This is a genomic window from Natronospirillum sp. (assembly GCF_022565775.1).
Lineage (GTDB): Bacteria > Pseudomonadota > Gammaproteobacteria > Pseudomonadales > Natronospirillaceae > Natronospirillum.
On sequence record NZ_JAIUMC010000052.1, the window covers coordinates 1 to 21,257 of the forward strand.

Genomic DNA, 21,257 nt, shown 5'->3' on the forward strand with positions numbered 1-21,257 from the left:
CTAGTGGTCTTCGCCTGGATCAATCCCCCACAGCCCAATGCAACAGATTCTTGCTGCCACCATCTGTGGTCAGGCGGCGATGTTCGGTGCCGTCGATCTCAAGTGTGTAGACGTCGGCGCCCTCAACATCAGAAGGCCGGTCTGACAGAACAGCAATCAGGGGAGTGCCAGGCCAGACTGCCGGGCTGAAGTCATTGTGACTGTTGTCCGTCAATCGCTCCTTTTGCGAGCCTGTGGGGCGCATCCAGTGAATCTGCTGATAATCATCCTCGTGTGACACATATACGATTCGCTCACCCAGATTGCCGAAGGAGCCCCATGCTGGTTGGGCAAATTGGCCGCCGCTGGTCAGTTTTTGCGCAGAACCACCATTGGCATCCATGACATAGATATCTCCTCTGCCCAGTTGGTCGCGGGGTTGTTGGAAGTCACCTGTCAATTCCGGTTGCGCGGAGAAGACCAGTTGGCTGCCATCGGGTGAGTAAGCTGGTGCATGAATGATGCCCAAGGGTGACAGACCTCCGGACGGCATATTGAAGCTGAAATCAAGCGTATCAAGTTGAACCACACCCAGTCGCCCATTGAGCTGTGGGGTGGTGTGATACTGAAAATCAACGATGAAGGCCACCTCGGTGCCATCAGGTGAAAAGCGCGGCGAGTGGAACCAGCAAAACTGGGACTGCCTGGGTTGTGCGAAAAAAGAGTCCGGACATCGAATGCCGCCGGTAGGATCTGTGATGGTGCTTTCGGAGCTGGAGTTCAGGTTGCGCAACACCAACTGCGAGTTGTTGTTGACGTAAACAAGTTGTTCACCGTCGGGGGAGATGGTTGGGCTGTGCCCGCTACTGGTCAGGAATATGACCTCCGACCCATCATCAGTGACCAGATAGGTCCCTGGGTCCGATTCGGAATAATAGAGCATCTGGGTGCCGCCGCAGGCGGTCAGGAACAAGGTAAAGAGGCTAATGCCTGCAAAAGCAAAAATTCGGTACATGAGAGTCAATCCTTTAGTTCAGGTGGGTATGGCCGGTAATGCCCTTTCCGGCGACTTTTGCAAATTACACGAATTTGACACATTAGAGTAGCCATTGTGCTGAATGAGAGGCGATATGCAGTTGCGCGGCGGACACATATAGATGTCAGGCAGTGCCTGATGGGTCGATTATCAAATTTGACAAGTTCGCTGCATGGTGAATACTGTATGCAATATACATTTTTTAGTTTGGTCCTGGAATCTGATTAATGAAGAAAATCCAAACCGGGAAGAGTCTGCCGGAGTTGATCTACGACTCTGTGGTCAATGCCATCGTGGAGGGGTTGCTCAAGCCGGGTGAGCGCGTCACCCAGGAGACGCTGGCCGCGCGGCTGGATGTGTCGCGATTGCCGGTGAGCCAGGCCATGCAGCGTCTGCGCGATGATGGTTTTCTCTCCGCGGCAGGGCGTCGGGGCCTGATGGTGTCGGTGCTTGATGAAAGTTTTGTCGCACAGCTTTACGAGTTTCGGGGCGGGATTGACCTGATCAGTGCCGGGTTAGCCGCCCAGCGAGCTGACGCAGCTGCCCGGGAACGTGGCGCAGCCATCATTGCCCAGGGACGTGCTGCCGGGAAGGCACATGATCTCTCCGCGCTGATCGACGCCGATATGCGCTTTCACAGCTTTATCTACGAACTGGCCGGCAACCGGTTCATCCTCGATTCGATGGAAGCGCACTGGAATCACGTGCGACGCGTTATGCGCGACATCCTCATTGTCGAAAAAAACCAGCAACAGATCTGGGATGAGCACGAAGCAATACTGAATGCGGTACTGAGCGGAGACGTACAGACGGCCGAGCTGCTGGCCCGGCAGCATGTGGAAACCGCATCGGATTGGCTGCAGCGAGAAATTCAAAGCTGCAGTGAACCCACCAAGAGAAGTGGCAACGCTGCCATGTAATCCAAGGAGATTGCGATGCAAAACAATGACAAGAGTGCAGCAGTGATTCGGGTAATGTTGGCGAAAATCGGCCTTGATGGGCACGATCGCGGCATCAAGGTAGTGGCGCGTGCCCTGCGGGATGCCGGCATGGACGTGGTCTATACCGGGCTGCATCGCACGCCGGAAGAAGTAGTGGACGCCGCCATCCAGGAAGATGTGGATATTCTCGGCATCAGCCTGCTGTCTGGAGCGCACATGCATATTTTTCCCAAGGTACTGCAGCTCCTGAAAGACAAGGAAGCGGAGGACATGATTGTCACGGGTGGCGGTGTCATCCCGGACGATGATGTGAAGGAACTGTACCAGATGGGCGTACACAAGATTCTTCTGCAGGACACACCACCCCAGGAAATTATCGACTCTTTCCGCCAGTTGGTCGCAGAGCGCGGAGACCGCTGACCTCGATTCCGGTCACGCTTGACCCGATACAGATTTCCTCAGACGACAGCCAATAACAATATCAGGAGTCTCCGATGGAAGAGTGGAAATTTCCCCCCAGCTACAGCAACGACTATTTCCCGGACCCGAAAAGCCCCTACTGGTTTCGCGAGCGTGAAACCATGGACCCTGCCAAGCGAGATGAATTGATCGTCGCCCGGCTTCGGGACGTTATGGCCTACGCCTATGATCACTCGCCGTTCTACCAGCGCAAATGGGATGAGGCCGGTATAAAAGCTGAGGATATCCGTAGCCTGGCAGACTTTGAACAGGTGCCCGTGGTTCACAAACAGGAGATTCGTGACGCCCAAGCGGAGCATCCGCCGTTCGGCGACTATCTGTGTTGCCCGGAAAGCAACATCTACCACATCCACGGCACCTCCGGCACAACTGGCCGGCCCACCGCGTTTGGTATCTCCCGAAGTGACTGGGATGCGATTGCCAACAACCATGCGCGCATCATGTGGGGTATGGGCCTGCGACCGGGAGATACAGTATTTGTGGGCGCTCTCCTCAGTCTCTATATGGGGTCATGGGGAGCGTTGATCGGGGCCGAGAGACTGGGCTGCAAGGCCTTTCCCTTTGGTGCCGGAGCACCCGGCATGACCGCACGCGCGGTGACCTGGCTGCAGATGATGAAGCCCGCCGGGTTCTACTCAACGCCGTCCTACGCATTGCGCCTGGCCGAGGTTGCCAGAGAAGAAGGGGTGGACCCAAAAGCATTCGGCATCCGGGTAATGTTCTTCTCCGGTGAGCCGGGTGGCTCGATTCCGTCCATTCGGGACAAGATTCAGGAACTCTATGGTGCCAAAGTAGTGGACAGCGGCACCATGGCAGAGATGACGCCGTGGATGCACGCCGCCGGCAGCGCCGACTCCGAGGGCATGCTGCTATGGCAGGACATCGTCTATACCGAGGTGGCAGACCCCGACACCCATCGCCGAGTGCCGTATGGCGAGCAGGGCACACCCATCTACACGCACCTGGAGAGAACTTCCCAGCCTATGATCCGCATGCTGTCCGGCGATCTGACCCACTGGGTGATGGATGACAATCCCTGTGGTCGCACCTATCCGAGACTGCCCAAAGGCATCTACGGCCGGATCGACGACATGTTCCAGATTCGGGGTGAAAACGTTTATCCCAGCGCCATCGCCGAAATCCTCGAGGGCCTCGACGGCTACGGAGGCGAGCATCGTATCATCATTTCACGTGACGGCTCGATGGATGAACTGGCGGTCAAGGCCGAGTTCAATCAGGTAATCGCAGAGCAGGGTCAGGATGCGGTCAGGTCACTGCGCGAAAAAGCCGAGACGGCACTGAGCCGGGTGCTGGGCGTGCGGGCACGGGTGATCATGGTGGAACCGGAGACCTTCCCGCGTACCGACTTCAAGGCACAGCGTGTCGTGGACGACCGGGACCTCTATCAGAGCCTCAACCAGAAGCGAGGAGGTTGAATGATCAACCGCATACCCTCGATGCAACTGGCTGAGCGGGTGCGAGAGGGTCACCTCCGTGCCATCGCCAGGCTGATTACCCGTGTAGAAAGCGGCGACAATCCTGAAGTCCGTGAGGCTCTGGCCGAGCTCTACAAGAGTACCGGTAACGCCCATGTAGTAGGCATTACCGGCGTACCGGGCGCAGGAAAATCGACGCTGGTGACGCAACTGGTACATGAATATCGGGCCAGCGGCCGAAAAGTCGGTGTCGTGGCGATAGACCCCTCCAGCCCCTATTCCGGCGGTGCCATCCTGGGTGACCGCATTCGCATGGGCGATCTGGTGTCCGACCCTGGTGTGTTTATCCGCAGCATGGCCACACGGGGCACCCTGGGAGGACTGGCCCGGCCGGCTCTGGACGCCGTGGACCTGCTCGATGCCGGCGGCTTTGACATCGTCCTGATCGAGACAGTCGGAGTGGGGCAGGACGAGGTCGATATCGTGCGGGCTGCCCATACCACTGTGGTAGTCAATGCGCCCGGCCTGGGTGACGACATACAGGCCATCAAGGCGGGTGTGCTGGAAATTGCCGATGTGCACGTGGTGAGCAAGGCGGACCGACCGGATTCCAACCGAACCATTCAGGAGCTCAAGGGCATGCTGATGATGAGCCTGGAGCAGGGCGAGGGCATCTGGCGAGTACCGGTGGTGCCCACCAGTTCCGAAAAGCATACCGGTTTTGGCGAGTTGATGGCCGCCATTGATCGCCATGCCGAACACCTGAAAACAAGTGGTGAAATAACCGAACGGCGACACCAGATTGCATTGACCCGGGTGGTGAAGGTCGCCGAACAGATTGTCCGGGATAATTTTGCACGTGACAGCAGGTCGCAGACCGAAGCGCTGCTCAAGCAGGTAACCCAGCGCGAGCTGGACCCTCATGGTGCTGCGGTTAGCCTGTTAAAAGCGATGAAGGAGACGATTCATGAAACGCACTGACCAGTACGACCCGACTGCCCTCAAGCATATTGAAGAAGCGTTTGAGCAGTGGGAAAAAAACGAAGTGTCGTCCTTTGTCAAACGGGCGCCGGAGAGCAAATCCGAATACACCACCGCTTCGGGCATGACGACCCAACGAACCTATACACCCCTGGATCTCAAGGAGACCCCCTTTGAAGAGATTGGATTTCCGGGGCAGTACCCGTTCACACGCGGCCCCTATCCCACCATGTATCGGGGCCGGAACTGGACCATGCGCCAGATTGCAGGCTTTGGCACCGCCAAGGAGACCAACGGGCGTTTCAAGTACCTGATTGCCCAGGGCCAGACCGGCCTGTCGACCGATTTCGACATGCCCACACTGATGGGGTATGACTCCAGTCATCCCATGAGTCAGGGTGAGGTAGGGCGCGAGGGTGTGGCCATCGACACGCTGGCCGACATGGAGGAGTTGTTTGACGATATCGACCTGACCAAGATTTCGGTGTCCATGACGATCAACCCGTCGGCCTGGATTCTCTACGCCATGTACATTGCCGTAGCGCAGAAGCGTGGCTACGACCTTAATGATCTGTCGGGCACGATTCAGAACGACATCCTGAAGGAGTACATTGCCCAGAAGGAGTGGATATTCCCGGTGCGGCCGTCGGTTCGTCTGGTCCGTGACTGTATCCAGTACGGCGCCGAGCACATGAAACGGTACAACCCGATCAATATTTCCGGTTACCACATCTCTGAAGCCGGCTCGACCGCGACTCAGGAAGTGGCCTACACCATGGCCACCACCATGGAGTACGTGAAGACGGCGATAGACGCAGGCGTTGATGTCAATGAATTCGGCCCACGGTTGTCTTTCTTCTTCGTGAGCCAGGCGGATTTCTTCGAGGAAATTGCCAAGTTTCGCGCTGCCCGTCGGGTCTACGCCAAGATCATGCGCGAAAAATTCGGCGCCACCAGGCCCGAAGCATGCCGCTTGCGTTTCCACGCCCAGACGGCCGCCGCCACTCTGACCAAGCCCCAGTACACCATCAACCCGATCCGCACCGCACTGCAGGCATTGTCCGCCGTTCTGGGCGGGGCCCAGTCGCTGCATACCAATGGCATGGACGAGGCCTTCGCCATTCCCACCGAAGAGGCCATGCGGATTGCCCTGCGCACCCAGCAGATCATCGCCCATGAGACCAATATAACCCAGGTGGTGGATCCGCTGGGCGGCTCCTACTATGTCGAGAAGCTCACCGACGAGATCGAGCAGGAAGTCTGGAAGATTCTCGATGAGGTAGAAGAACTCGGCGGCACGCTGCAGTGCATTGACGATGGCTACTTCCAGCGCGGTATCTCGGATTCGGCGTATGACTTCGCGCTGCGCAAGGCCAGCGGGGAAAGGCCGGTCATCGGTGTCAACATGTTCGTGCAGGACGAAGACGACGTCGAGATTGAAACGCATCCGCATGACCCGGAAACCGAGCGCCGGCAGATCGAGCGCCTGAACCGGGTCAAGGATAATCGCGATGAGGAAAAAGTCCAGAAGATGCTTGTGCAACTGAAAGAACAGGCCGAGGACGAATCCGTAAACCTGATGCCAATCACCATAGACCTGGTGAAAGAGGGCGCTTCAATGGGAGACATTGTGGAAACCCTGAAAGGCATCTGGGGAACCTACCGGGAGAAGCCGGTCATCTGACCGGCGTTGTCCACACTTTGGTTGATAGAGACATAAGCATAATATCCGATAATTATTATTATCGGTATTGACGATGGTACCGCAAAAAGCGCATGATTTGCGGCATTCCTATTCCGTTGTCGGGTCGATTTGCCATGGTTGCTTCCAGTGTCACGCGTCAGCCGCCACCCCCCATTTTTGATCAATTGGCCTATCTTCCCGATCCCTTTGCGCGACACACGGGCTCAGTACCCGAGCATCTGCCGGTACAGGCACGCACAACCCATGAGGATGACTTCTGGCATGCGCTGCGCTTCCTGGCGTCTTACGAAGGCTCGACGGCCACCTTCAATGCTTATCGGCGAGAACTCGAGCGCCTGCTGCAATGGAGCTGGCTGGTACAGGAAAAAAGCATTCGGGATCTGAAACGTGAAGACATCGAGCAATTCATCCGTTTCTGTCAGGAGCCACCGCGGGCCTGGATTGGCACCAAGAACTGCGCTCGCTTCACCGGCCCGGATGATGAGCGGCGAACACACCCTGACTGGCGGCCCTTTGTGGTGTCGGTCAGCAAGGTTCAGGCGCGCGCTGGCCGGTCACCCGATCCCTCCAGCTATGCCTCTAGTCAGGCCTCCATCAAGAGCCTGTTTGCCATCCTGTCGAGTTTCTTCAATTTTCTGATCCAGGAAGAAGCAGTCACGTCCAACCCAGTGGCGCTTATTCGTCAGAAGAGCAAATATCTGGTGTCCGGGCAGCGCCGTGAAGTGCGTCGCCTGAGCAACCTGCAGTGGGACTTTGTGCTGGAAACGGCGGAACATCTTGCCGACGAATATCCGGATCGCCATGAACGAACCCTGTTCGTCATGCAGTGTCTGTATGCCATGTATCTGCGTATTTCCGAACTGGTGGCTGATGAACGTCATATCCCCACCATGTCGGATTTTCGGCGCGACAGCGACAATAACTGGTGGTTTGAGGTGGTGGGCAAGGGCAACAAGGCACGCTCGGTCAGTGTGTCGGATGCCATGCTGAAGGCCCTGAAACGCTACCGGGGCCACCTGGGGCTGACCCCCCTACCGACCCCCGGTGAACGTACCCCCCTGATACCCACTCTGGGGGGGCGCAAGGCCGTTACTTCGACCCGTCATATCCGAGCCATCGTGCAACAGTGTTTCGACCAGGCTGTGGAGCGTATGCGACTCAAGGGGCTGTCCGATGAATCCCACGAACTCCAGGCAGCGACCGTGCACTGGCTGCGCCATACCGGCATTTCGGAAGACGTAAAACAGCGGCCGGTTGATCATGTGCGCGATGACGCCGGCCATGCGAGCAGCCTCACTACCGACCGCTATATTGATGCGGAACGTCGGGAGCGGCATGCCAGCGCGCGGCACAAGCCAATGAAGGCAGACTCCTGACAGAAATAATGTTGCTCAGTCAAACAGCCGCAACGCGATCAATCTCCTGCTGTAAACTGACGCCATAGGCGTTGTCAGGCAGAGTGCGACGCACGCCATAGGCGTTGCCGGCCATATCGGGCGGGTTTCCGGCCAGGTCCAGCAACCGGCGCTTGCAGGGCGTCTTGTCTGGCCCCAGAACTATCTCGACGCGAGGCTTCAGCCTGTGTGCCGGGTGTGAACCCCTTACGATGGCGACCTCCCCTGTTGTCAGTTCCACCAGGGACCCGGGCGGGTAAACACCCACCATACGGATAAAGGCTTCAATCATGTCCGGGTCGAACTGCTCTTCGCGGCCTTCGTAGAGAATCCGTATGGCCTCGCTGGACGACAGAGCTCCGCGATAAACCCGGTCACTGGTAATGGCATCGTAGACATCAACGATGGCAATCAGACGCGCAAATCGACTGATTTGCTGTGCTTTCAAACCATCGGGGTAACCCGTGCCGTTCAAGCGCTCGTGATGGTGTCGAGTCACATCAAGTACGATATCCGGCACAGCGCTGGGGCTGTTTTGCAGCATTCGCCAGCCAAATTCTGCATGCTTCTGCATGGCGCTCATTTCATCAGGGTCCAGGCGGCTGGGCTTGTTGAGAATGTCCGACTTGATTTTGAGCTTGCCCAGATCGTGCAGCAGACCACAGAGGCCGACAATCTCCAGATCTTCTTCTGTCATATCCATAAAGCGGCCGAAAGCGATCGCGAAGATCGCCACGCGCAACGAGTGCTCAGCCGTGTAGGCATCCTGTGATTTGACTCGTGCCAGCCAGAAAAGAGCATTGGGGTTTGCCTTGATGCTTTCAACACACTGGCGCACCAGTGGCCGAGCCACCTGAAGGTCAACCATACTGCCCTGCTCTATCGCCCGGGTGGTGCTGTCGACAAAATCCATCACATCCGCGTAGGCCTTGCGGGCCCGCGGCAGCTCTTCATGCAGCGCGGCCTCTTCAGCAAAGGGGTTGTGGGCACCTGTCCGCAGGGCTTCAATACGCTGCTCAATCGCGGCCATCACCGACTCGGGCGCTTCGGCCATTACCCAATTACAGTAGTGGCGCAGCACCTCAACCTGAGAGGGGTCGGTGATCACAAATTCCTGCAGCAGTACGGGGATATCGGTCCATGGTCGATCCGGCTCTACCACTTTCATCCCGGTTGCAAGGTAGTCAACAGGCAGTTTGCGTCGAACCAGTTCTTCTTCGGCGACTCTTCTACGGCCACCCTGCGCGGATTTTCGGGCGACATTGTCCCGGTCCGGAGTCCGGGTAGTTGCCCGTTTACTCTGTCCGGTCTTCTTGCCAAACCACATACTTCAATTCTCCTGCGCAGCCTTAAAGCCTATCGCGCGACTGATCGGTGGTCAATCAGTTCACAGTGCCTCGGCCCAGAAATAGCGCCCTGCCATCGCCACACAAACAATCACGATCATCGGGCGAATCCAGTGCACGGCACCCCTGACCACCAGATGGCTGCCCAGGCTTGAGCCGATCAGCACCCCGATAATCATGATGCCTCCAGCCAGCCAGGCGACATGACCTCCGGCGATAAACAGCACCAGCGCCGCTACATTGGAACCGAAATTCATGATCTTGGCCTTGGCGGTGCTCTCCAGCAATGAATCTCCGCGCAGACTGTTGCGGGTGAACGCAAACAGGGATCCGGTACCAGGGCCAAAGAAGCCATCATAAAATCCGATGCCGGGCGCCAGGCCGAGGCGATAGCTGCGCTCACTGATGCGCGGTCGAGAGGCGGCTACGACACCGGGAATCAGGAGATAATAAAGCGCCATGCCGATCAGTACGATCGGGATAACGAACTGAAGAATGCCGGGGTCTACAAATTGCACCAGCAGAGCGCCCGATGCGGCACCGACAACGCTGGCCCAGAACAGCCCCTTGACGTCTTGCCAGCGCACCATGCCACTGTGCAGCATGCGCCAACTGGCCGTCAGCGTACCAAAGGATGCCTGCAGCTTGTTGGTTGCCAGGGCTGCTACCGGAGGCACCTGCGCCAACAACAGGGTGGGCAGCGTAATCAGCCCCCCGCCACCCGCCAGGGCATCCACAAAGCCGGCAATCAATGCCGCCAGGAACAGCATGGCCAGTATGTCAGGACTGCTAAGAAGCTCCATTTCCAATCTGTCTCCACACTGTCCGCGCTGCTAGAATGGCGCACTTTAATGGACCTCCGGCAGAGCGGCAACCGGAGAAGCAACGACACCATCAAGATCAGGGGACACCAATGCGCATCATATCCTTCAATATCAATAGCATCAGGGCTCGCCTGCATCAACTCGAGGCCATCACCCAGCGCTGGGCGCCAGACATTCTGTGCCTGCAGGAAACCAAGGTTCATGACGATCAGTTTCCGCGTGAAGCGGTGGAAGCCCTGGGCTACAACGTGGTTTTCAATGGCCAAAAGGGCCACTATGGCGTCGCAACGCTGTTTCGGGATTCGGGTCAGGCCGTTGCGGCGCGCTTTCCGGAGGAAGAGGATACCGCCCAGCGCCGACTGCTGATTACCCGCCATGAACTGCCTGGCAGATCTGTGCCACTGACAGTCATCAACGGCTATTTTCCACAAGGGGAAAATCGAAACCATCCGGACAAGTTTCCACTCAAGGTCGCCTATTACCGCAACCTGTTGAACTGGCTGCAGGCCAACCACACACCGGAAGACTCGATAGTGGTCCTGGGTGATTTCAATGTGGCACCGGAAGATACCGATATCGGCATTGGCGACCCCAACCGCAAGCGCTGGCTACGGGAAGGCAAGTGCGCCTTTTTGCCGGAAGAGCGTGAATGGATCGCAGAGCTGAAAGCCTGGGGGTTGCAGGACAGCTTTCGCCTGCACCATTCGCAGCGCAATGATCGGTTCAGCTGGTTTGACTATCGTTCACGCGGTTTCGAAGACGACCCGAGGCGCGGCCTGCGCATTGACCACCTGATGGTCACGGCGCCGCTGGCGAAGGCCTGTACAGGCTCGGACATCGATTATGACACCCGAGCCATGGACAAGCCGTCAGATCACGCCCCGGTTTGGGGGGATTACGACCTCTGAGTTCAGAGCTCCACAATCTTCATCCCGAGCTCCTCGCACAGCCCTGCCCGATCAGCCCCGGTAACTACCGCCTGGCTGAAGCAGCCCTCGTCACGCTGGGTCAGGTAGGCCTGTGCCACTCTCTTGAGATCCGCTTCACCCACCGCGAGTATGCGACTGCGCAGACTCTCCCGGAAGATCAGGTCGCGACCGAACTGCTCATCAAAGAAGGCCCTGCGGGCCTCACCTGCCGGCGATCCTGGCTTGTCCATGCTGGATACCAGGCCGAGAATGGCCTCTTCAATCGGCTGATAACCATGCTGCTTTTCCAGTAACCAGTCGATCGACTGATCGAAATCGGCAAACGTATCCTGCAGACGCGGATCGCGATAGCTGAAGTAGCGGAAGACGCCGTTTGGCATGTCATAGCTGGCGCCGCCACCATAGGCCCCACCCTGCTCGCGCACCGCACGATGCAGGAAGCCATTCGACAGCACGCCCGCCAGTACGGCGAGCACCGCGGCATCGGGATGGTCGACAGGAACGGCCGGGAACGCGCGTGCGCAATAATTGACCGGGGTATCGGTAATCCAGGCGGTGTGCAGGAGCTGTTCCGGAAGATCGACCCCAGAGGCAGGTGCCAACGGTGCGCCCGACTGGCCCGACCAGCGTTCTTTCAGGTCAGGCAGTGCCTGGTCGACCCAGTCGGGTTCGGCTATGGCCAGCAAGTGTCCGGGACGGGACTGAAGCACTTCATGTAACGCGCTCAAAGAAGTAGCTACATCATTGATATAATTGTCTTTATCCGACTTGACAAGAGACTTCAGCCAGATGAGACCGAAGAGCCCGGATTGCCAATGCTGCTGTGCCGCACTGGCACTCCACGGAGCGGACGCGGCGGTCATGGCCAGCGCGTGACCACTGCTGGTCACCCCTTGCAAGCGGCGCAACAGCATGGTCTGCAACAGTTCATGCAGTCGGCCAGACTCGTCAAAACGGGCCTGGTGCACCGTTCTGTGCAGAAGGTCATTCATCTGTTCGGCATTGACCTGCAGTGATTTGCTGCTGACTGTCAGATAGCGATGGAGAAAATTGGGGTCGTCAATGCGGGCTCGCGACGGTGTGCCTGCAGACACGCCGCCGGTGAACCGGGCCTGTTGACGCTGGATCTCCGTGTAAGGCAGTTCACCCAGTCCGACTTCTGTCAGGGCTGTGGTGTAAAGCGGCAACCAGCGCAACTGATCTGCTGTCAGATCGTCCAGCGGGCGCACCCAGGTCAGGTAGGCCAACCCGTTGGTGCCTTCTCCATAGGCGGTACAGTCATCATCTCGCCGTTTTGGTTGTCGGGTTTTCATGGTGGTCGGGACATCATCCAGCGTGACCTTGGGCAAACTGTCCAGGTCGGGTTCAGTCTGCTGATGGGCCTCCAGTGCCTTGTTGAGCTGCTGAATGGCCTGCCGTTCACTGTTACCGAGTTGGCGAGCCAGGGTTTGCAGACGTCGTTTTTCTTCGGCGTCTGCCCGGGTCTGATATTCGGCATCCGCTTTCAGGGTCAAGCGAACCCGATGCGGGTTGTCCAGCAATTGCTCTCGGATCAGCTGCCTCGCGTATTCAGGGTCGGCAATTCTGGCCCGCATCCGGGTCAGTGCCTCGTCGATATCAAGTGCCTGATGAACGACACCACTGTGCACCGCGACCGGCAGGGCCGTCATGATCAATTGCAGGCCGAAAGGCATGCCGTCTCCGCCCACCTCTCGCTGGCCGAGCTCCAGTTGATGCAGCACGGCGGCCTGATCTTCTGCCGGAATCCCGTCTTCTGCTGCCTGATGAAGGGTGTCTAGAATCAGGTTTTCGAGGGCCAACGAATCTTCTGCCCTGGCCCCTTCCACACCGCATACCAGCATCATTTCCCTGTTGGAGTCTTCCACCCCCATCAGAGGTGAAGCCGAAGCGGCAAGATCTGTGGTTTCCAGCGCGGCGCGCAGCGGCGAAGAGCTGTTGCCCATCAATATTTCGGACAGGAAGTGGGCTTCCAGCTGGGCTTCCATATCGGCGCTCTCGCCAAGCAACCAGCCCATCACCAGATGGTCCTTGGCGGTCTCGCCCTCTTCCGCGCTGACCGGGTAATGCTCGGTCACTTGCACCGGAGCCGCGTATCGCTCTTCGCGCGGTACCCTTGCCGGTTGAACAGACGTCGGGAAGCGCTGCAGCACCTTGCTGGCCAGTTCGGCCTGTATGCGCTGTGGATCTACTCGACCAAAGCTCAGGAAGATGGCATTGGAAGGATGATAATGGCGCTGGTAAAACTGCCGCAGCGCATCATAGCTCAGCGAGGGAATGGACTGGGGTTCCCCGCCTGAATTGAAATGATAGGTGGTGGTCGGAAACACATAGCGGGTAATGGTCTGATAGAGTCGGGCTGTGGCCGAACTCATGGCGCCCTTCATTTCGTTGTAGACCACGCCACGGAACTCCAGACCCCCTTCCGGATCATCCTTGTTGAAGGCCAGCCTGTGCCCTTCCTGGGCAAAATCTATTTCTGCCAGATTGGAAAAGAATACCGAGTCGAGATAGACATCCAGCAGATTGAAAAAATCCTTGTCGTTTTCACTGGCGAACGGATAGGCCGTCCAGTCACTGGAAGTAAAGGCATTCATGAAGGTGTTCAGCGAACGGCGCATCATCAGGAAAAACGGGTCTCTGACCGGATATCGTTCGCTGCCGCACAGCACCGTATGCTCCAGAATGTGAGCCACCCCGGAATTATCCTGGGGCGTGGTGCGCAGAGCCACCATGAAGACATTTTCATCATGATCGGCGGCCAGATGGTAGTGGTCTGCACCAGTCACCTGATGCCGGAAATGCTGCAATTCCAGTTTCAGTGACGAAATGGGGTAGCTGTCTATACGCTCGAATCCATGCTGCATAGTCAAAACTGCTCGTTGAAGTGACGACCGTAAAGCTTACAGAAATTGAAAGGACTCTGCATGAGAGTTGCAATTCGATGACACTGTGTCTTAATTATCGGTTAATACCGACCCTATCAAACGACAACAATAACAGCGTGAATTCATGACACAATCCATTGAAGCCAACCTGCAGCAAGGTGTTGCCAGTATCGTGTTCAACCGTCCGGAACGCGGCAATGTCTATGACGAGGACGTACTGTGTGCCTTTATTGTCGCTCTCGATGACTTCGCGCAGGACGATTCGGTGAGAGTGCTGCACATTCGCGGCAAGGGTGACAATTTCTGCCTGGGCGCTGATCCTGACTGGATGCGGCGCATCGGTGGCTCTCCGCGTCATGAGTCAACGCTGAGCGCTAGCCAGATCAGCCGCATGCTGGAAACACTGATGCATTTCCCGGTGCCCACCCTGGCCGAAGTTCAGGGTAAAGCACAGGCGGGTGCGCTGGGCATTCTGGCCTGCTGTGACTACGTCATCGGCACTGAAACCAGTTGCTATCAGATGAACGAGATTCACCAGGCGGCAATGCCGGTGATATCGACACCCTATCTGATACGCGTCATGGGAGAGCGGACGGTCAGAGCATTGATGCTGACCGGGGCAGAAATAGATGCTGGTCAGGCACAGCGCCTGGGGCTGATTCAGGAGCGGGTTCCGGAAAGCAGTCTGAAGGCCTGTGTCGATGCCCGCATCGAGCACTGGCTGGCCCTGTCACCGGTAACCCTACGTCAGGCCAAAATCATTCTCAGCCATTCCACGCCGGAAAACTTCGATCCCGAACGCAGTGACGACCTGGCGGACCTGCTGGCCGCTACGCGCCAAAGCTATTACGAGTCGAAATAAGGCCCGTAACAGGCTGGGTCAGTGGTCCCGGTCGTCATTCAATGCATTGGCGACAAAGGGCACCAGCTTGTGCAGGATATCTTCGAGGGTATTGTCCTGATGCGTGTCATTTCGGGCAATGGCACGCAGGGTTTCCACACTGCCCATGGTGAATACTGCTGACCCCACGGCAAAATGAATGCGCCAGAAGAGCTCGTTGGGGCTCACATGCGGGGTGGTCTGGTGTACCAGCAAAACGAAACGCCGGTAGGTGCTGTCATAGTGGTCGCGCAGAAAACGACGCAAGTGTCCCTGAGATTGCGTATAGGCCAGCCCCAGCAGGCGCATGAAGATACTCAGTTTGCTGTCATTGGTTGAATCTTCAACTCCCGCTAGCATGGTGCGTGCAAGCAGACCGAACAGATCATGCAGCGGCGGGCTCTGACCATCCCCACGGGCCATGGCCTCATCCAGTTCCCGATCCAGTCGACGACAGAATGGTGTCAGGAACCGCTCGAAGACAGCCTGCACCAACGCTTCTTTCGATCCGAAATGATAATTGACAGCCGCCAGATTGACGCCAGCCCGTGTGGTAATCGAGCGCAAGGACGTCTCGGTGAAGCCATGCTCGGCGAACAAATGCTCTGCAGCATCCAGAATGCGCGAAGCTGTATCGGTGAGGTCACTGGAGGGCATCTGCTTCAAACTCGGCATCATTCAAACAACTGTTTCAAACGGTTGTTTATTGTAGCCAAACATCAAGGTGAAGGCGAGCGTTGTTGGCTCACGTACCGTTTTACGACCTACTGGCTTGTAATTCAGGTGCAAGACTCTATATATTAGGCAGCAACCCAACTAATCAAAGTTGGCTTGCTGCTGTGAATCCGGTCTTCTGGACCAGAATCAGGCAGCATTTTGTCAACTACAACATCGTTGATATGGAGAACAACCATGGCTGAATATCGTGAGACAGTCGCCCATGCGGGCAGTGGGGTACTTGCGACGCACAAGGTGCTGCGCAATACCTATATGCTGCTGGGGATGACCCTGGCTTTCAGTGCTGTCACAGCCTTCTTTTCCGTAGCGATCGGAATGCCCCACGGCATGGCCATGATGTGCCTGCTGGGTGGTGTCGGCATCAGCTGGTTCGTGTTGCCGAGAACCTGGGACAAATCAAGCGGCCTGCTGTGGACCTTTGTCTTTACCGGCCTGCTGGGTGCGTCGCTGGGGCCCATCCTTAATGCGTACCTGTCGGTAGCTCCGTCCATTGTGTATCAGGCACTGGGTGGTACAGCCTTCGTATTCCTGTCGCTGTCAGCCTATACCCTGGTAACACGTCAGGACTTCGGCTTCATGGGTGGCGCACTGATGATCGGCATTCTGACCGCCGTTGTGCTGATGGTGGGTGGTCTGCTGTTTCAGATGCCGGCAGTCAGTCTGGCTGCGTCCGGCATGTTCATGCTGATCTCTTCCGGCCTGATCCTGTGGCAGACCAGTGAAATCGTGCACAATCGCGAAGACAACTACATCCGGGCGACCGTGATGCTCTACATGCAGATCTACAACCTGTTTGTAAGCCTGCTGCACATCCTCGGCGTCATGAACGACTGAATGCATCCCCGGGATGCACGTTAAAGCCTCGCCTTGCGGGGCTTTTTTGTATCTGCTCCCCAACGACCGGAGTTCAGGGTGAAACCGACTCAAGCCATGACCTTTGCACTGACAGTGACCGCCTCCCCATTTGTCACTGACCAGCATCAACGCGCCTTGCGCCTGGCGCAGGCCATGCTGCGCGCCGGCCATCAGTTGACTCAGGTCTTTTTCTACCAGGACGGTGTGCAGGCCGCCAGAGCGGAATCTCCGTTGACGGCACGCTGGGCCGAACTGGCAGCGCAATCCGGATGCCCTCTCTATGTCTGCGTGTCGGCGGCTGAACGTCGGGGCGTAGAAGCACCCGGTACCCCGTGGCAGATTGTCGGCCTGGGCGACTGGCTGGCCGGCTGCGAAGAGGCAGACCGTCATCTGCATTTTGGAGACTGATATGGCCACTGATCTCTGTTTGTTGATTACCCGCCCGCCCAGTGCCGGCTTTGTCAGTCAGGAGGCATTTGATCTGGCCGTAACGGGCGGTGTGTTTGATCGTCAGACAGAGGTGATCTTCACCGGCTCAGGGCTGTTGCATCTGGCAGAGCACAGGCCGTCGGAAGGCCACAAGTCACTGCTCAAACTCTGGCAGTCTGCCGGAATGTTCGGCATACAACGGTTTCTGGTGCCACAGGCCGAAGCCGATACGTTGCGCAGCCTGAAACCCTCGGTATTGCGCGACAGCATACGGCTCATGACATGGCCAGAGTTGCATGAACTGATGCAAGACAGCAGGAAGGTGATGGTATTGTGACGACCAACAGCACACATCTGGTGCTGTGCAAACGGCACTGGCCTAGCATGCTCTCGTTTGTGGCCCCCGGCGATGACCTGATCCTGGGTGGTGATGCCCTCTTCTGTGCGCTGACTGACCCGGATCTGCCGGCTTTGCTCAGCCACCTTCAGGTTCGCCGGGCCTGGTGCCTGGCTTTAGATGCGGAGACGGCGGGACTGACAGTGCCAGAAGGCCTGATCGCGCTGGATGATGATGCCTGGGCGAGTGCCATCGTGGAATGTAACGGGAGCCTGATACAGTGGTAGACACCCTTCATCTCCATGACGAGGCCTTTCCTTTGGATCAGGACGGCTTTCTGCTCGATCCTGCCCGCTGGTCGCCGGAGCTGGCTCACCAGATAGCCCGAACGCTGGTAGGCATCGAGCTGGAAGAGGCGCACTGGCCCGTCCTGGAGCTGCTGCGAGAACTCTATTTCAACTACGATCTTGCACCCGCCAACCGGCAACTGGTCAAGGTCGTTCGCGAGCGCCTGGGCGAGGACAAGGGCTCCTCCATTTATCTGATGACACTGTTTGGTGGCAGCCCGGCAAAGGATGCTGCACGCATTGCCGGCCTGCCCAAACCTCCTCATTGCTTGTAATTCGGACACCGTGACCATGGCAGCAGAAGAACACCCGTTTACCCATTTTGTACGCACGCTGGGTCGAGGCAAGACCAGCAGTCGCGATCTGACGCAACAGGAAGCCCATGAAGCCATGCAACTGATCATGGAGGGGTCGGTGCACCCTGAGCAGTTGGGCGCCTTTCTGATGCTCTTGAGGGTCAAGGAAGAGACTGCCGAGGAGATTGCCGGCTTCTGCACCGGAGTTCAGTCTCGATGGGCTCCTCTGCCCTCTGTCTCCGTTGATATCGACTGGTCCTGCTACGCCGGCAAGAAACGACAGTTGCCCTGGCTGGTGCTGGTGCAGTGCCTGCTGGCGGACCTGGGTTATCGACAGTGTATTCACGGTACCCGAGGTCACACCCCGGGCAGACTTTATGTGCAGGATGTCTATCAGACTCTCGGGCTGCCGGTGCTGCAGTCACGGGAAGATCTGACGACCTGGGATCCTGCCCAACCGGCATTCCTGCCGCTGGCAGTGCTGGCGCCGCAGCTCGAAGAGATCATTCAACTCCGGCATCTGCTCGGCTTGCGCTCTCCGGTACACAGCTTTGCAAGATTGCTGAACCCCTTTGCCGCTCCTACCGTGCTGCAGGCCATTTTCCATCCGGGCTATCACAAGCTGCACCAGGGCGCTGCAGCCTTGCTGGGGTATCAGACCACACTGGTGATCAAGGGCGACGGCGGTGAGTTCGAGCGTAATCCGCATGCAGACCTGACTCAATACTGGTCCAGAATGGGCCAGACCAGTGAAACAACGCTCCCCCGTGTGTTCACGGATCGGGCCAACCGGCTGGAGGTACTGGACATCAAGGAGCTGCTGGCCGTCTGGCGAGGTCAGTCAAACGACCGCTATGGTGAGGCGGCGGTGACGGAAACCCTCGCGCTGGCGCTTGAAGCCCATGAGAACCTGACGCCTGAACAGGCCCGAGACAGGGCCAGGCAGACCTGGTCAGAGAGGAACCGAAGCCTACTGTGATTGCGCCTGCGCGCGCGCCTGCAACCAGGGTTGCTGCTGCACTAGCGTATGGTGCAAATGAGACCAGACCTCCTGCTTGCGCAGCCCGAGGGGTCGCAGGTCATGATTGCCCTGCCCTACCCAATCCAGACTGACAGTGTCGGGCAGTGTCAGGCCTTTGACGAGTTCGGCGCCCCCCATCGGATCACGTGTTCCCTGAACCACTCGCAACGGCACTGCCAGATCGGCGAAATGATCGGTGCGCAGGCGCTCCGGTTTGCCCGGCGGATGAAAAGGGTACCCCAGAGCCAGCACTGCTGCCGGTTTCTGCATGGACTGAGGCCAAAGTGTGCGGGTTGCCAGCATGGACATCAGTCTGCCACCCATCGACTTCCCCGCCAGTATCCGCGGCAGTTCATCGGGCCCTGGGACTTCGGCAACCAGTGACTTGACCTCTTCCAGCAACCGGTCGGCGCGCGGTGGCGGTCGTTTCCGGCCGTCTTCCCGCCGCTGTGCCATATAGGCCAGTTCAGCTCGCAGAACCCACCAGCCCTGAGTACACAGACAGGAAGCCACTTCGTTCATCCATGCACTGTCAGCGGGCGCACCGGCACCATGCAGCAGCACTATCCTGCCGTGTGGATTATCGGGCTTATCCTGCCACCAATAAACCACCCTTTCGTCCCCAATATCTGTTTTCAATCAAGGTCTCTGACCCAGCGCACCAGGTAGAGGTCTTCCCGATCTCGGTGAAATGAACCGCCACTGCGAAAGAAAACGCCCATGCTGCCAAAGGACAGAAACAGGCTCGGTGAATAGGACCAGAACATTTCTTCCGGAGTATCAGGAAAGGCGTCTTCCACAATAGTCGGGCTGGCAAAACCGCCATCACAGCGATAGCCACCATCCGTGTTGTCGGGCCCCTGACGCCGGCCGGAAGAGCAATGCACCAGATCGCGCAACTCCTGAATGGTCGGCAAGCGCCAGTTGTCATGCCCACCCAGCGTGCTGTTCCGCGCCGCGTGACGAGCGCCATTCCAGTTCAAACGCAATGGCTCTCCCACACAACTCCCTGCGTCCCAGGTCATGCCTGCTGCACAGGCACTCCACATCAGGTTGAGCCGCTGATCCGTGACAGTGCCATTGTCGTGTACCATGAATTCATCGCTGTCCCGCATTGCCTCCTGTGCCAAAGCAACATTCCCTGTCAGGCAGAGGATCAACAACAGAAGCGCCAGTTTGAGTTTGGAGCATAATACCGGTGTTTTCATACTGCTGTGTCCTGTCAGTCTTGTTCGGATTCTGGATTATCGTATATGGCATGCTCATAGCGTGCCAGCATTACCGGCCACTCCCATTGGTCGATTTCTGGCAAGCCGGGCATACGGGAGGGTGATGGCAACCAGTCAGACAGTCTTCTGACAAGGTCGTTGAGACCACCATCATAGCAGTAGTCCGTCGCATAGAATTCCGGATAACAAAGTCGCTTTGGAACCAGTGGTACACAACCGGCCTGCACAGCCTCAAGCATCGCCAGTCCCTGGAACTCATGGTCAGCCGTCGAGACAACGATGCTCGCCCGTGTCAGCAATTCACGGTACTCGGCCCTGGGCAGGGTTCCCCAGTGCGTGATTCGGTGCGCCAGTTCATCGCGGGCGATGTCGAATACCGACGGCTGCTGCCGGAACTGCTGTCCGGCAACCGCCATCTGGAACGGGACATCAAGACGATCCAGTTCTCTGCAGGCGGCAAAGAAAAGGTCCGGGTTCTTGTCATGCTCCCAGCGGTGGTTCCACAGCAGCAATCCCAGCTGACGCTGTGGCAGTTGGCCGGAAGTTGAAACATCCTCATTCAGGGGCTCCAAAGGCACTGGGAGAACCTGTGAGCGGGCTTCCAGGGCGTCAATGAATGACAGATCCAGGCGCTCGGGCATGCGGCGCAAAAACTCCCTGGCTCCGAGCATAAAAGTGGTCAGGTTGTGGTCCGAATTGAACAGCAACTGATCGGCAGCCAGTGCACTGTAGATGCTCACCATCAAGGGCTCGGCATGGCGTTTCTGCCGGGGTGACAGCGGATAGGCGAACTGATTCTCATGGAAGTACACCAGCTTTCTGGCGCTGCCCAGGTTCGGATAGAGGCCGATCAGGGTCGCCAGATCCACCATGGACGTTGCCAGTATCAGATCATACTCTCGAGAGAGTGTCTCTGCGGCAGAGGTGTGCCACGTCAACGGATTGCCCCGCATGCGCCAGGCAAAGTGCCGCCCGGGCAAGTCGAGCAGCGTCCAGTCTGCACGACCCAGCCAGCGCATCACGCCCTCGGCCCAGCGCCGGTGGCTGTCAGCATGATAGGCGGAGAGCAGCAGTGCTCGCATTATCGGTTTACCTCAAACCCGAGACAAAACGAAAAAAGGCGCCCGCAGGCGCCTTCTCGATCAGGACTTGCACACCGCTGGCTTAC

The 21,257-nt window shown here is 57.7% G+C and carries 22 protein-coding genes; 14 read left to right on the plus strand and 8 right to left on the minus strand.

The window, feature by feature from the left end:
* Window positions 1-19: 19 nt before the first annotated feature.
* Window positions 20-994: a hypothetical protein gene (locus tag LAT62_RS10590; RefSeq protein ID WP_293383171.1), complete on the minus strand. Its 975-nt coding sequence runs from the start codon at window positions 992-994 to the stop codon at window positions 20-22.
* Between the two features lie 248 nt (window positions 995-1,242).
* Here LAT62_RS10590 and LAT62_RS10595 point away from each other — a divergent pair, with 248 nt between their 5' ends.
* The 6 genes from LAT62_RS10595 (at window position 1,243) to LAT62_RS10620 (ending at window position 7,934) form a co-directional block, all read left to right on the plus strand.
* The gene (locus LAT62_RS10595) at window positions 1,243-1,935 is read left to right on the plus strand and encodes a GntR family transcriptional regulator (RefSeq protein ID WP_293383174.1); all 693 of its coding nucleotides are present in this window, start codon (window positions 1,243-1,245) and stop codon (window positions 1,933-1,935) included.
* A 15-nt stretch (window positions 1,936-1,950) separates the two neighbouring features.
* A complete protein-coding gene (locus LAT62_RS10600; RefSeq protein ID WP_293383177.1) occupies window positions 1,951-2,376 on the plus strand; it encodes a cobalamin B12-binding domain-containing protein in 426 nt (141 codons plus the stop codon).
* A gap of 74 nt (window positions 2,377-2,450) precedes the next feature.
* A complete protein-coding gene (locus LAT62_RS10605; RefSeq protein WP_293383180.1) occupies window positions 2,451-3,872 on the plus strand; it encodes a phenylacetate--CoA ligase family protein in 1,422 nt (473 codons plus the stop codon).
* Window positions 3,873-4,853: a methylmalonyl Co-A mutase-associated GTPase MeaB gene (gene meaB, locus LAT62_RS10610; protein ID WP_293383183.1), complete on the plus strand. Its 981-nt coding sequence runs from the start codon at window positions 3,873-3,875 to the stop codon at window positions 4,851-4,853.
* Entirely contained in the window at window positions 4,840-6,537 is a 1,698-nt protein-coding gene (locus tag LAT62_RS10615) for a methylmalonyl-CoA mutase family protein (protein ID WP_293383186.1), read from the plus strand. The genes meaB and LAT62_RS10615 overlap by 14 nt, the downstream gene beginning before the upstream one ends.
* Before the next feature lie 134 nt (window positions 6,538-6,671).
* Complete coding sequence (locus LAT62_RS10620; protein ID WP_293383189.1) at window positions 6,672-7,934, plus strand: site-specific integrase; 1,263 nt, start codon at window positions 6,672-6,674, stop codon at window positions 7,932-7,934.
* 19 nt (window positions 7,935-7,953) lie between these two features.
* Here the strand turns inward: LAT62_RS10620 and LAT62_RS10625 are convergent, their stop codons facing one another.
* Together LAT62_RS10625 and LAT62_RS10630 are read right to left on the minus strand one after the other, a co-directional pair.
* Window positions 7,954-9,279, minus strand: a complete 1,326-nt coding sequence (locus LAT62_RS10625; protein ID WP_293383192.1) for an HD-GYP domain-containing protein — start codon at window positions 9,277-9,279, stop codon at window positions 7,954-7,956.
* A 60-nt stretch (window positions 9,280-9,339) separates the two neighbouring features.
* Window positions 9,340-10,101, minus strand: a complete 762-nt coding sequence (locus LAT62_RS10630) for a TSUP family transporter (RefSeq protein WP_293383195.1) — start codon at window positions 10,099-10,101, stop codon at window positions 9,340-9,342.
* A 110-nt stretch (window positions 10,102-10,211) separates the two neighbouring features.
* On the opposite strand from LAT62_RS10630, the gene xthA reads away from it, so the two are divergent.
* Complete coding sequence (xthA, locus tag LAT62_RS10635) at window positions 10,212-11,030, plus strand: exodeoxyribonuclease III (protein ID WP_293383198.1); 819 nt, start codon at window positions 10,212-10,214, stop codon at window positions 11,028-11,030.
* A gap of 2 nt (window positions 11,031-11,032) precedes the next feature.
* On the opposite strand, the gene LAT62_RS10640 is transcribed toward xthA, so the two are convergent.
* Complete coding sequence (locus LAT62_RS10640) at window positions 11,033-13,936, minus strand: insulinase family protein (RefSeq protein WP_293383201.1); 2,904 nt, start codon at window positions 13,934-13,936, stop codon at window positions 11,033-11,035.
* A gap of 145 nt (window positions 13,937-14,081) precedes the next feature.
* Between LAT62_RS10640 and LAT62_RS10645 the strand changes: the two genes are divergently transcribed.
* Window positions 14,082-14,819 carry an enoyl-CoA hydratase-related protein gene (locus LAT62_RS10645; protein ID WP_293383204.1) on the plus strand — a complete coding sequence of 246 codons (738 nt, stop codon included), beginning with the start codon at window positions 14,082-14,084 and terminating at the stop codon, window positions 14,817-14,819.
* Window positions 14,820-14,837: 18 nt separating this feature from the next.
* Here LAT62_RS10645 and LAT62_RS10650 read toward each other — a convergent pair whose 3' ends face one another.
* The gene (locus LAT62_RS10650) at window positions 14,838-15,515 is read right to left on the minus strand and encodes a TetR/AcrR family transcriptional regulator (protein ID WP_293383207.1); all 678 of its coding nucleotides are present in this window, start codon (window positions 15,513-15,515) and stop codon (window positions 14,838-14,840) included.
* Window positions 15,516-15,749: 234 nt separating this feature from the next.
* On the opposite strand from LAT62_RS10650, the gene LAT62_RS10655 reads away from it, so the two are divergent.
* From LAT62_RS10655 to LAT62_RS10680, 6 genes are all read left to right on the plus strand, one after another.
* Window positions 15,750-16,409, plus strand: a complete 660-nt coding sequence (locus LAT62_RS10655) for a Bax inhibitor-1/YccA family protein (protein ID WP_293383210.1) — start codon at window positions 15,750-15,752, stop codon at window positions 16,407-16,409.
* Between the two features lie 78 nt (window positions 16,410-16,487).
* The gene (locus LAT62_RS10660; RefSeq protein WP_293383213.1) at window positions 16,488-16,838 is read left to right on the plus strand and encodes a DsrE/DsrF/TusD sulfur relay family protein; all 351 of its coding nucleotides are present in this window, start codon (window positions 16,488-16,490) and stop codon (window positions 16,836-16,838) included.
* A 1-nt stretch (window position 16,839) separates the two neighbouring features.
* Window positions 16,840-17,196 (plus strand): DsrE family protein, encoded by a 357-nt coding sequence (locus tag LAT62_RS10665; protein ID WP_293383216.1) that lies wholly within the window; start codon window positions 16,840-16,842, stop codon window positions 17,194-17,196.
* Window positions 17,193-17,483, plus strand: coding sequence for a hypothetical protein (locus tag LAT62_RS10670; RefSeq protein WP_293383219.1), 291 nt, complete (start codon window positions 17,193-17,195; stop codon window positions 17,481-17,483). Before LAT62_RS10665 ends, LAT62_RS10670 begins: the two co-directional genes overlap by 4 nt.
* Entirely contained in the window at window positions 17,477-17,818 is a 342-nt protein-coding gene (locus tag LAT62_RS10675; protein WP_293383222.1) for a TusE/DsrC/DsvC family sulfur relay protein, read from the plus strand. Before LAT62_RS10670 ends, LAT62_RS10675 begins: the two co-directional genes overlap by 7 nt.
* A gap of 16 nt (window positions 17,819-17,834) precedes the next feature.
* Window positions 17,835-18,818 carry a glycosyl transferase family protein gene (locus tag LAT62_RS10680; protein ID WP_293383225.1) on the plus strand — a complete coding sequence of 328 codons (984 nt, stop codon included), beginning with the start codon at window positions 17,835-17,837 and terminating at the stop codon, window positions 18,816-18,818.
* On the opposite strand, the gene LAT62_RS10685 is transcribed toward LAT62_RS10680, so the two are convergent.
* The 3 genes from LAT62_RS10685 to LAT62_RS10695 all read right to left on the minus strand — a co-directional run bounded on the left by LAT62_RS10685 (window position 18,810) and on the right by LAT62_RS10695 (window position 21,171).
* The gene (locus LAT62_RS10685) at window positions 18,810-19,499 is read right to left on the minus strand and encodes an alpha/beta family hydrolase (protein WP_293383228.1); all 690 of its coding nucleotides are present in this window, start codon (window positions 19,497-19,499) and stop codon (window positions 18,810-18,812) included. The genes LAT62_RS10680 and LAT62_RS10685 overlap by 9 nt on opposite strands.
* The gene (locus tag LAT62_RS10690) at window positions 19,496-19,990 is read right to left on the minus strand and encodes a DUF1566 domain-containing protein (RefSeq protein WP_293383231.1); all 495 of its coding nucleotides are present in this window, start codon (window positions 19,988-19,990) and stop codon (window positions 19,496-19,498) included. Before LAT62_RS10690 ends, LAT62_RS10685 begins: the two co-directional genes overlap by 4 nt.
* 92 nt (window positions 19,991-20,082) lie before the next feature.
* Window positions 20,083-21,171, minus strand: a complete 1,089-nt coding sequence (locus LAT62_RS10695; RefSeq protein WP_293383234.1) for a DUF3524 domain-containing protein — start codon at window positions 21,169-21,171, stop codon at window positions 20,083-20,085.
* Between the last annotated feature and the right edge of the window lie 86 nt (window positions 21,172-21,257).

Coding starts and splice junctions, on each gene's coding strand:
- LAT62_RS10590 (WP_293383171.1), bottom strand. CDS start 994: ATGTACCGAATTTTTGCTTTTGCAGGCATTAGCCTCTTTACCTTGTTC.
- LAT62_RS10595 (WP_293383174.1), top strand. CDS start 1,243: ATGAAGAAAATCCAAACCGGGAAGAGTCTGCCGGAGTTGATCTACGAC.
- LAT62_RS10600 (WP_293383177.1), top strand. CDS start 1,951: ATGCAAAACAATGACAAGAGTGCAGCAGTGATTCGGGTAATGTTGGCG.
- LAT62_RS10605 (WP_293383180.1), top strand. CDS start 2,451: ATGGAAGAGTGGAAATTTCCCCCCAGCTACAGCAACGACTATTTCCCG.
- meaB (WP_293383183.1), top strand. CDS start 3,873: ATGATCAACCGCATACCCTCGATGCAACTGGCTGAGCGGGTGCGAGAG.
- LAT62_RS10615 (WP_293383186.1), top strand. CDS start 4,840: ATGAAACGCACTGACCAGTACGACCCGACTGCCCTCAAGCATATTGAA.
- LAT62_RS10620 (WP_293383189.1), top strand. CDS start 6,672: ATGGTTGCTTCCAGTGTCACGCGTCAGCCGCCACCCCCCATTTTTGAT.
- LAT62_RS10625 (WP_293383192.1), bottom strand. CDS start 9,279: ATGTGGTTTGGCAAGAAGACCGGACAGAGTAAACGGGCAACTACCCGG.
- LAT62_RS10630 (WP_293383195.1), bottom strand. CDS start 10,101: ATGGAGCTTCTTAGCAGTCCTGACATACTGGCCATGCTGTTCCTGGCG.
- xthA (WP_293383198.1), top strand. CDS start 10,212: ATGCGCATCATATCCTTCAATATCAATAGCATCAGGGCTCGCCTGCAT.
- LAT62_RS10640 (WP_293383201.1), bottom strand. CDS start 13,936: ATGCAGCATGGATTCGAGCGTATAGACAGCTACCCCATTTCGTCACTG.
- LAT62_RS10645 (WP_293383204.1), top strand. CDS start 14,082: ATGACACAATCCATTGAAGCCAACCTGCAGCAAGGTGTTGCCAGTATC.
- LAT62_RS10650 (WP_293383207.1), bottom strand. CDS start 15,515: ATGATGCCGAGTTTGAAGCAGATGCCCTCCAGTGACCTCACCGATACA.
- LAT62_RS10655 (WP_293383210.1), top strand. CDS start 15,750: ATGGCTGAATATCGTGAGACAGTCGCCCATGCGGGCAGTGGGGTACTT.
- LAT62_RS10665 (WP_293383216.1), top strand. CDS start 16,840: ATGGCCACTGATCTCTGTTTGTTGATTACCCGCCCGCCCAGTGCCGGC.
- LAT62_RS10680 (WP_293383225.1), top strand. CDS start 17,835: ATGGCAGCAGAAGAACACCCGTTTACCCATTTTGTACGCACGCTGGGT.
- LAT62_RS10695 (WP_293383234.1), bottom strand. CDS start 21,171: ATGCGAGCACTGCTGCTCTCCGCCTATCATGCTGACAGCCACCGGCGC.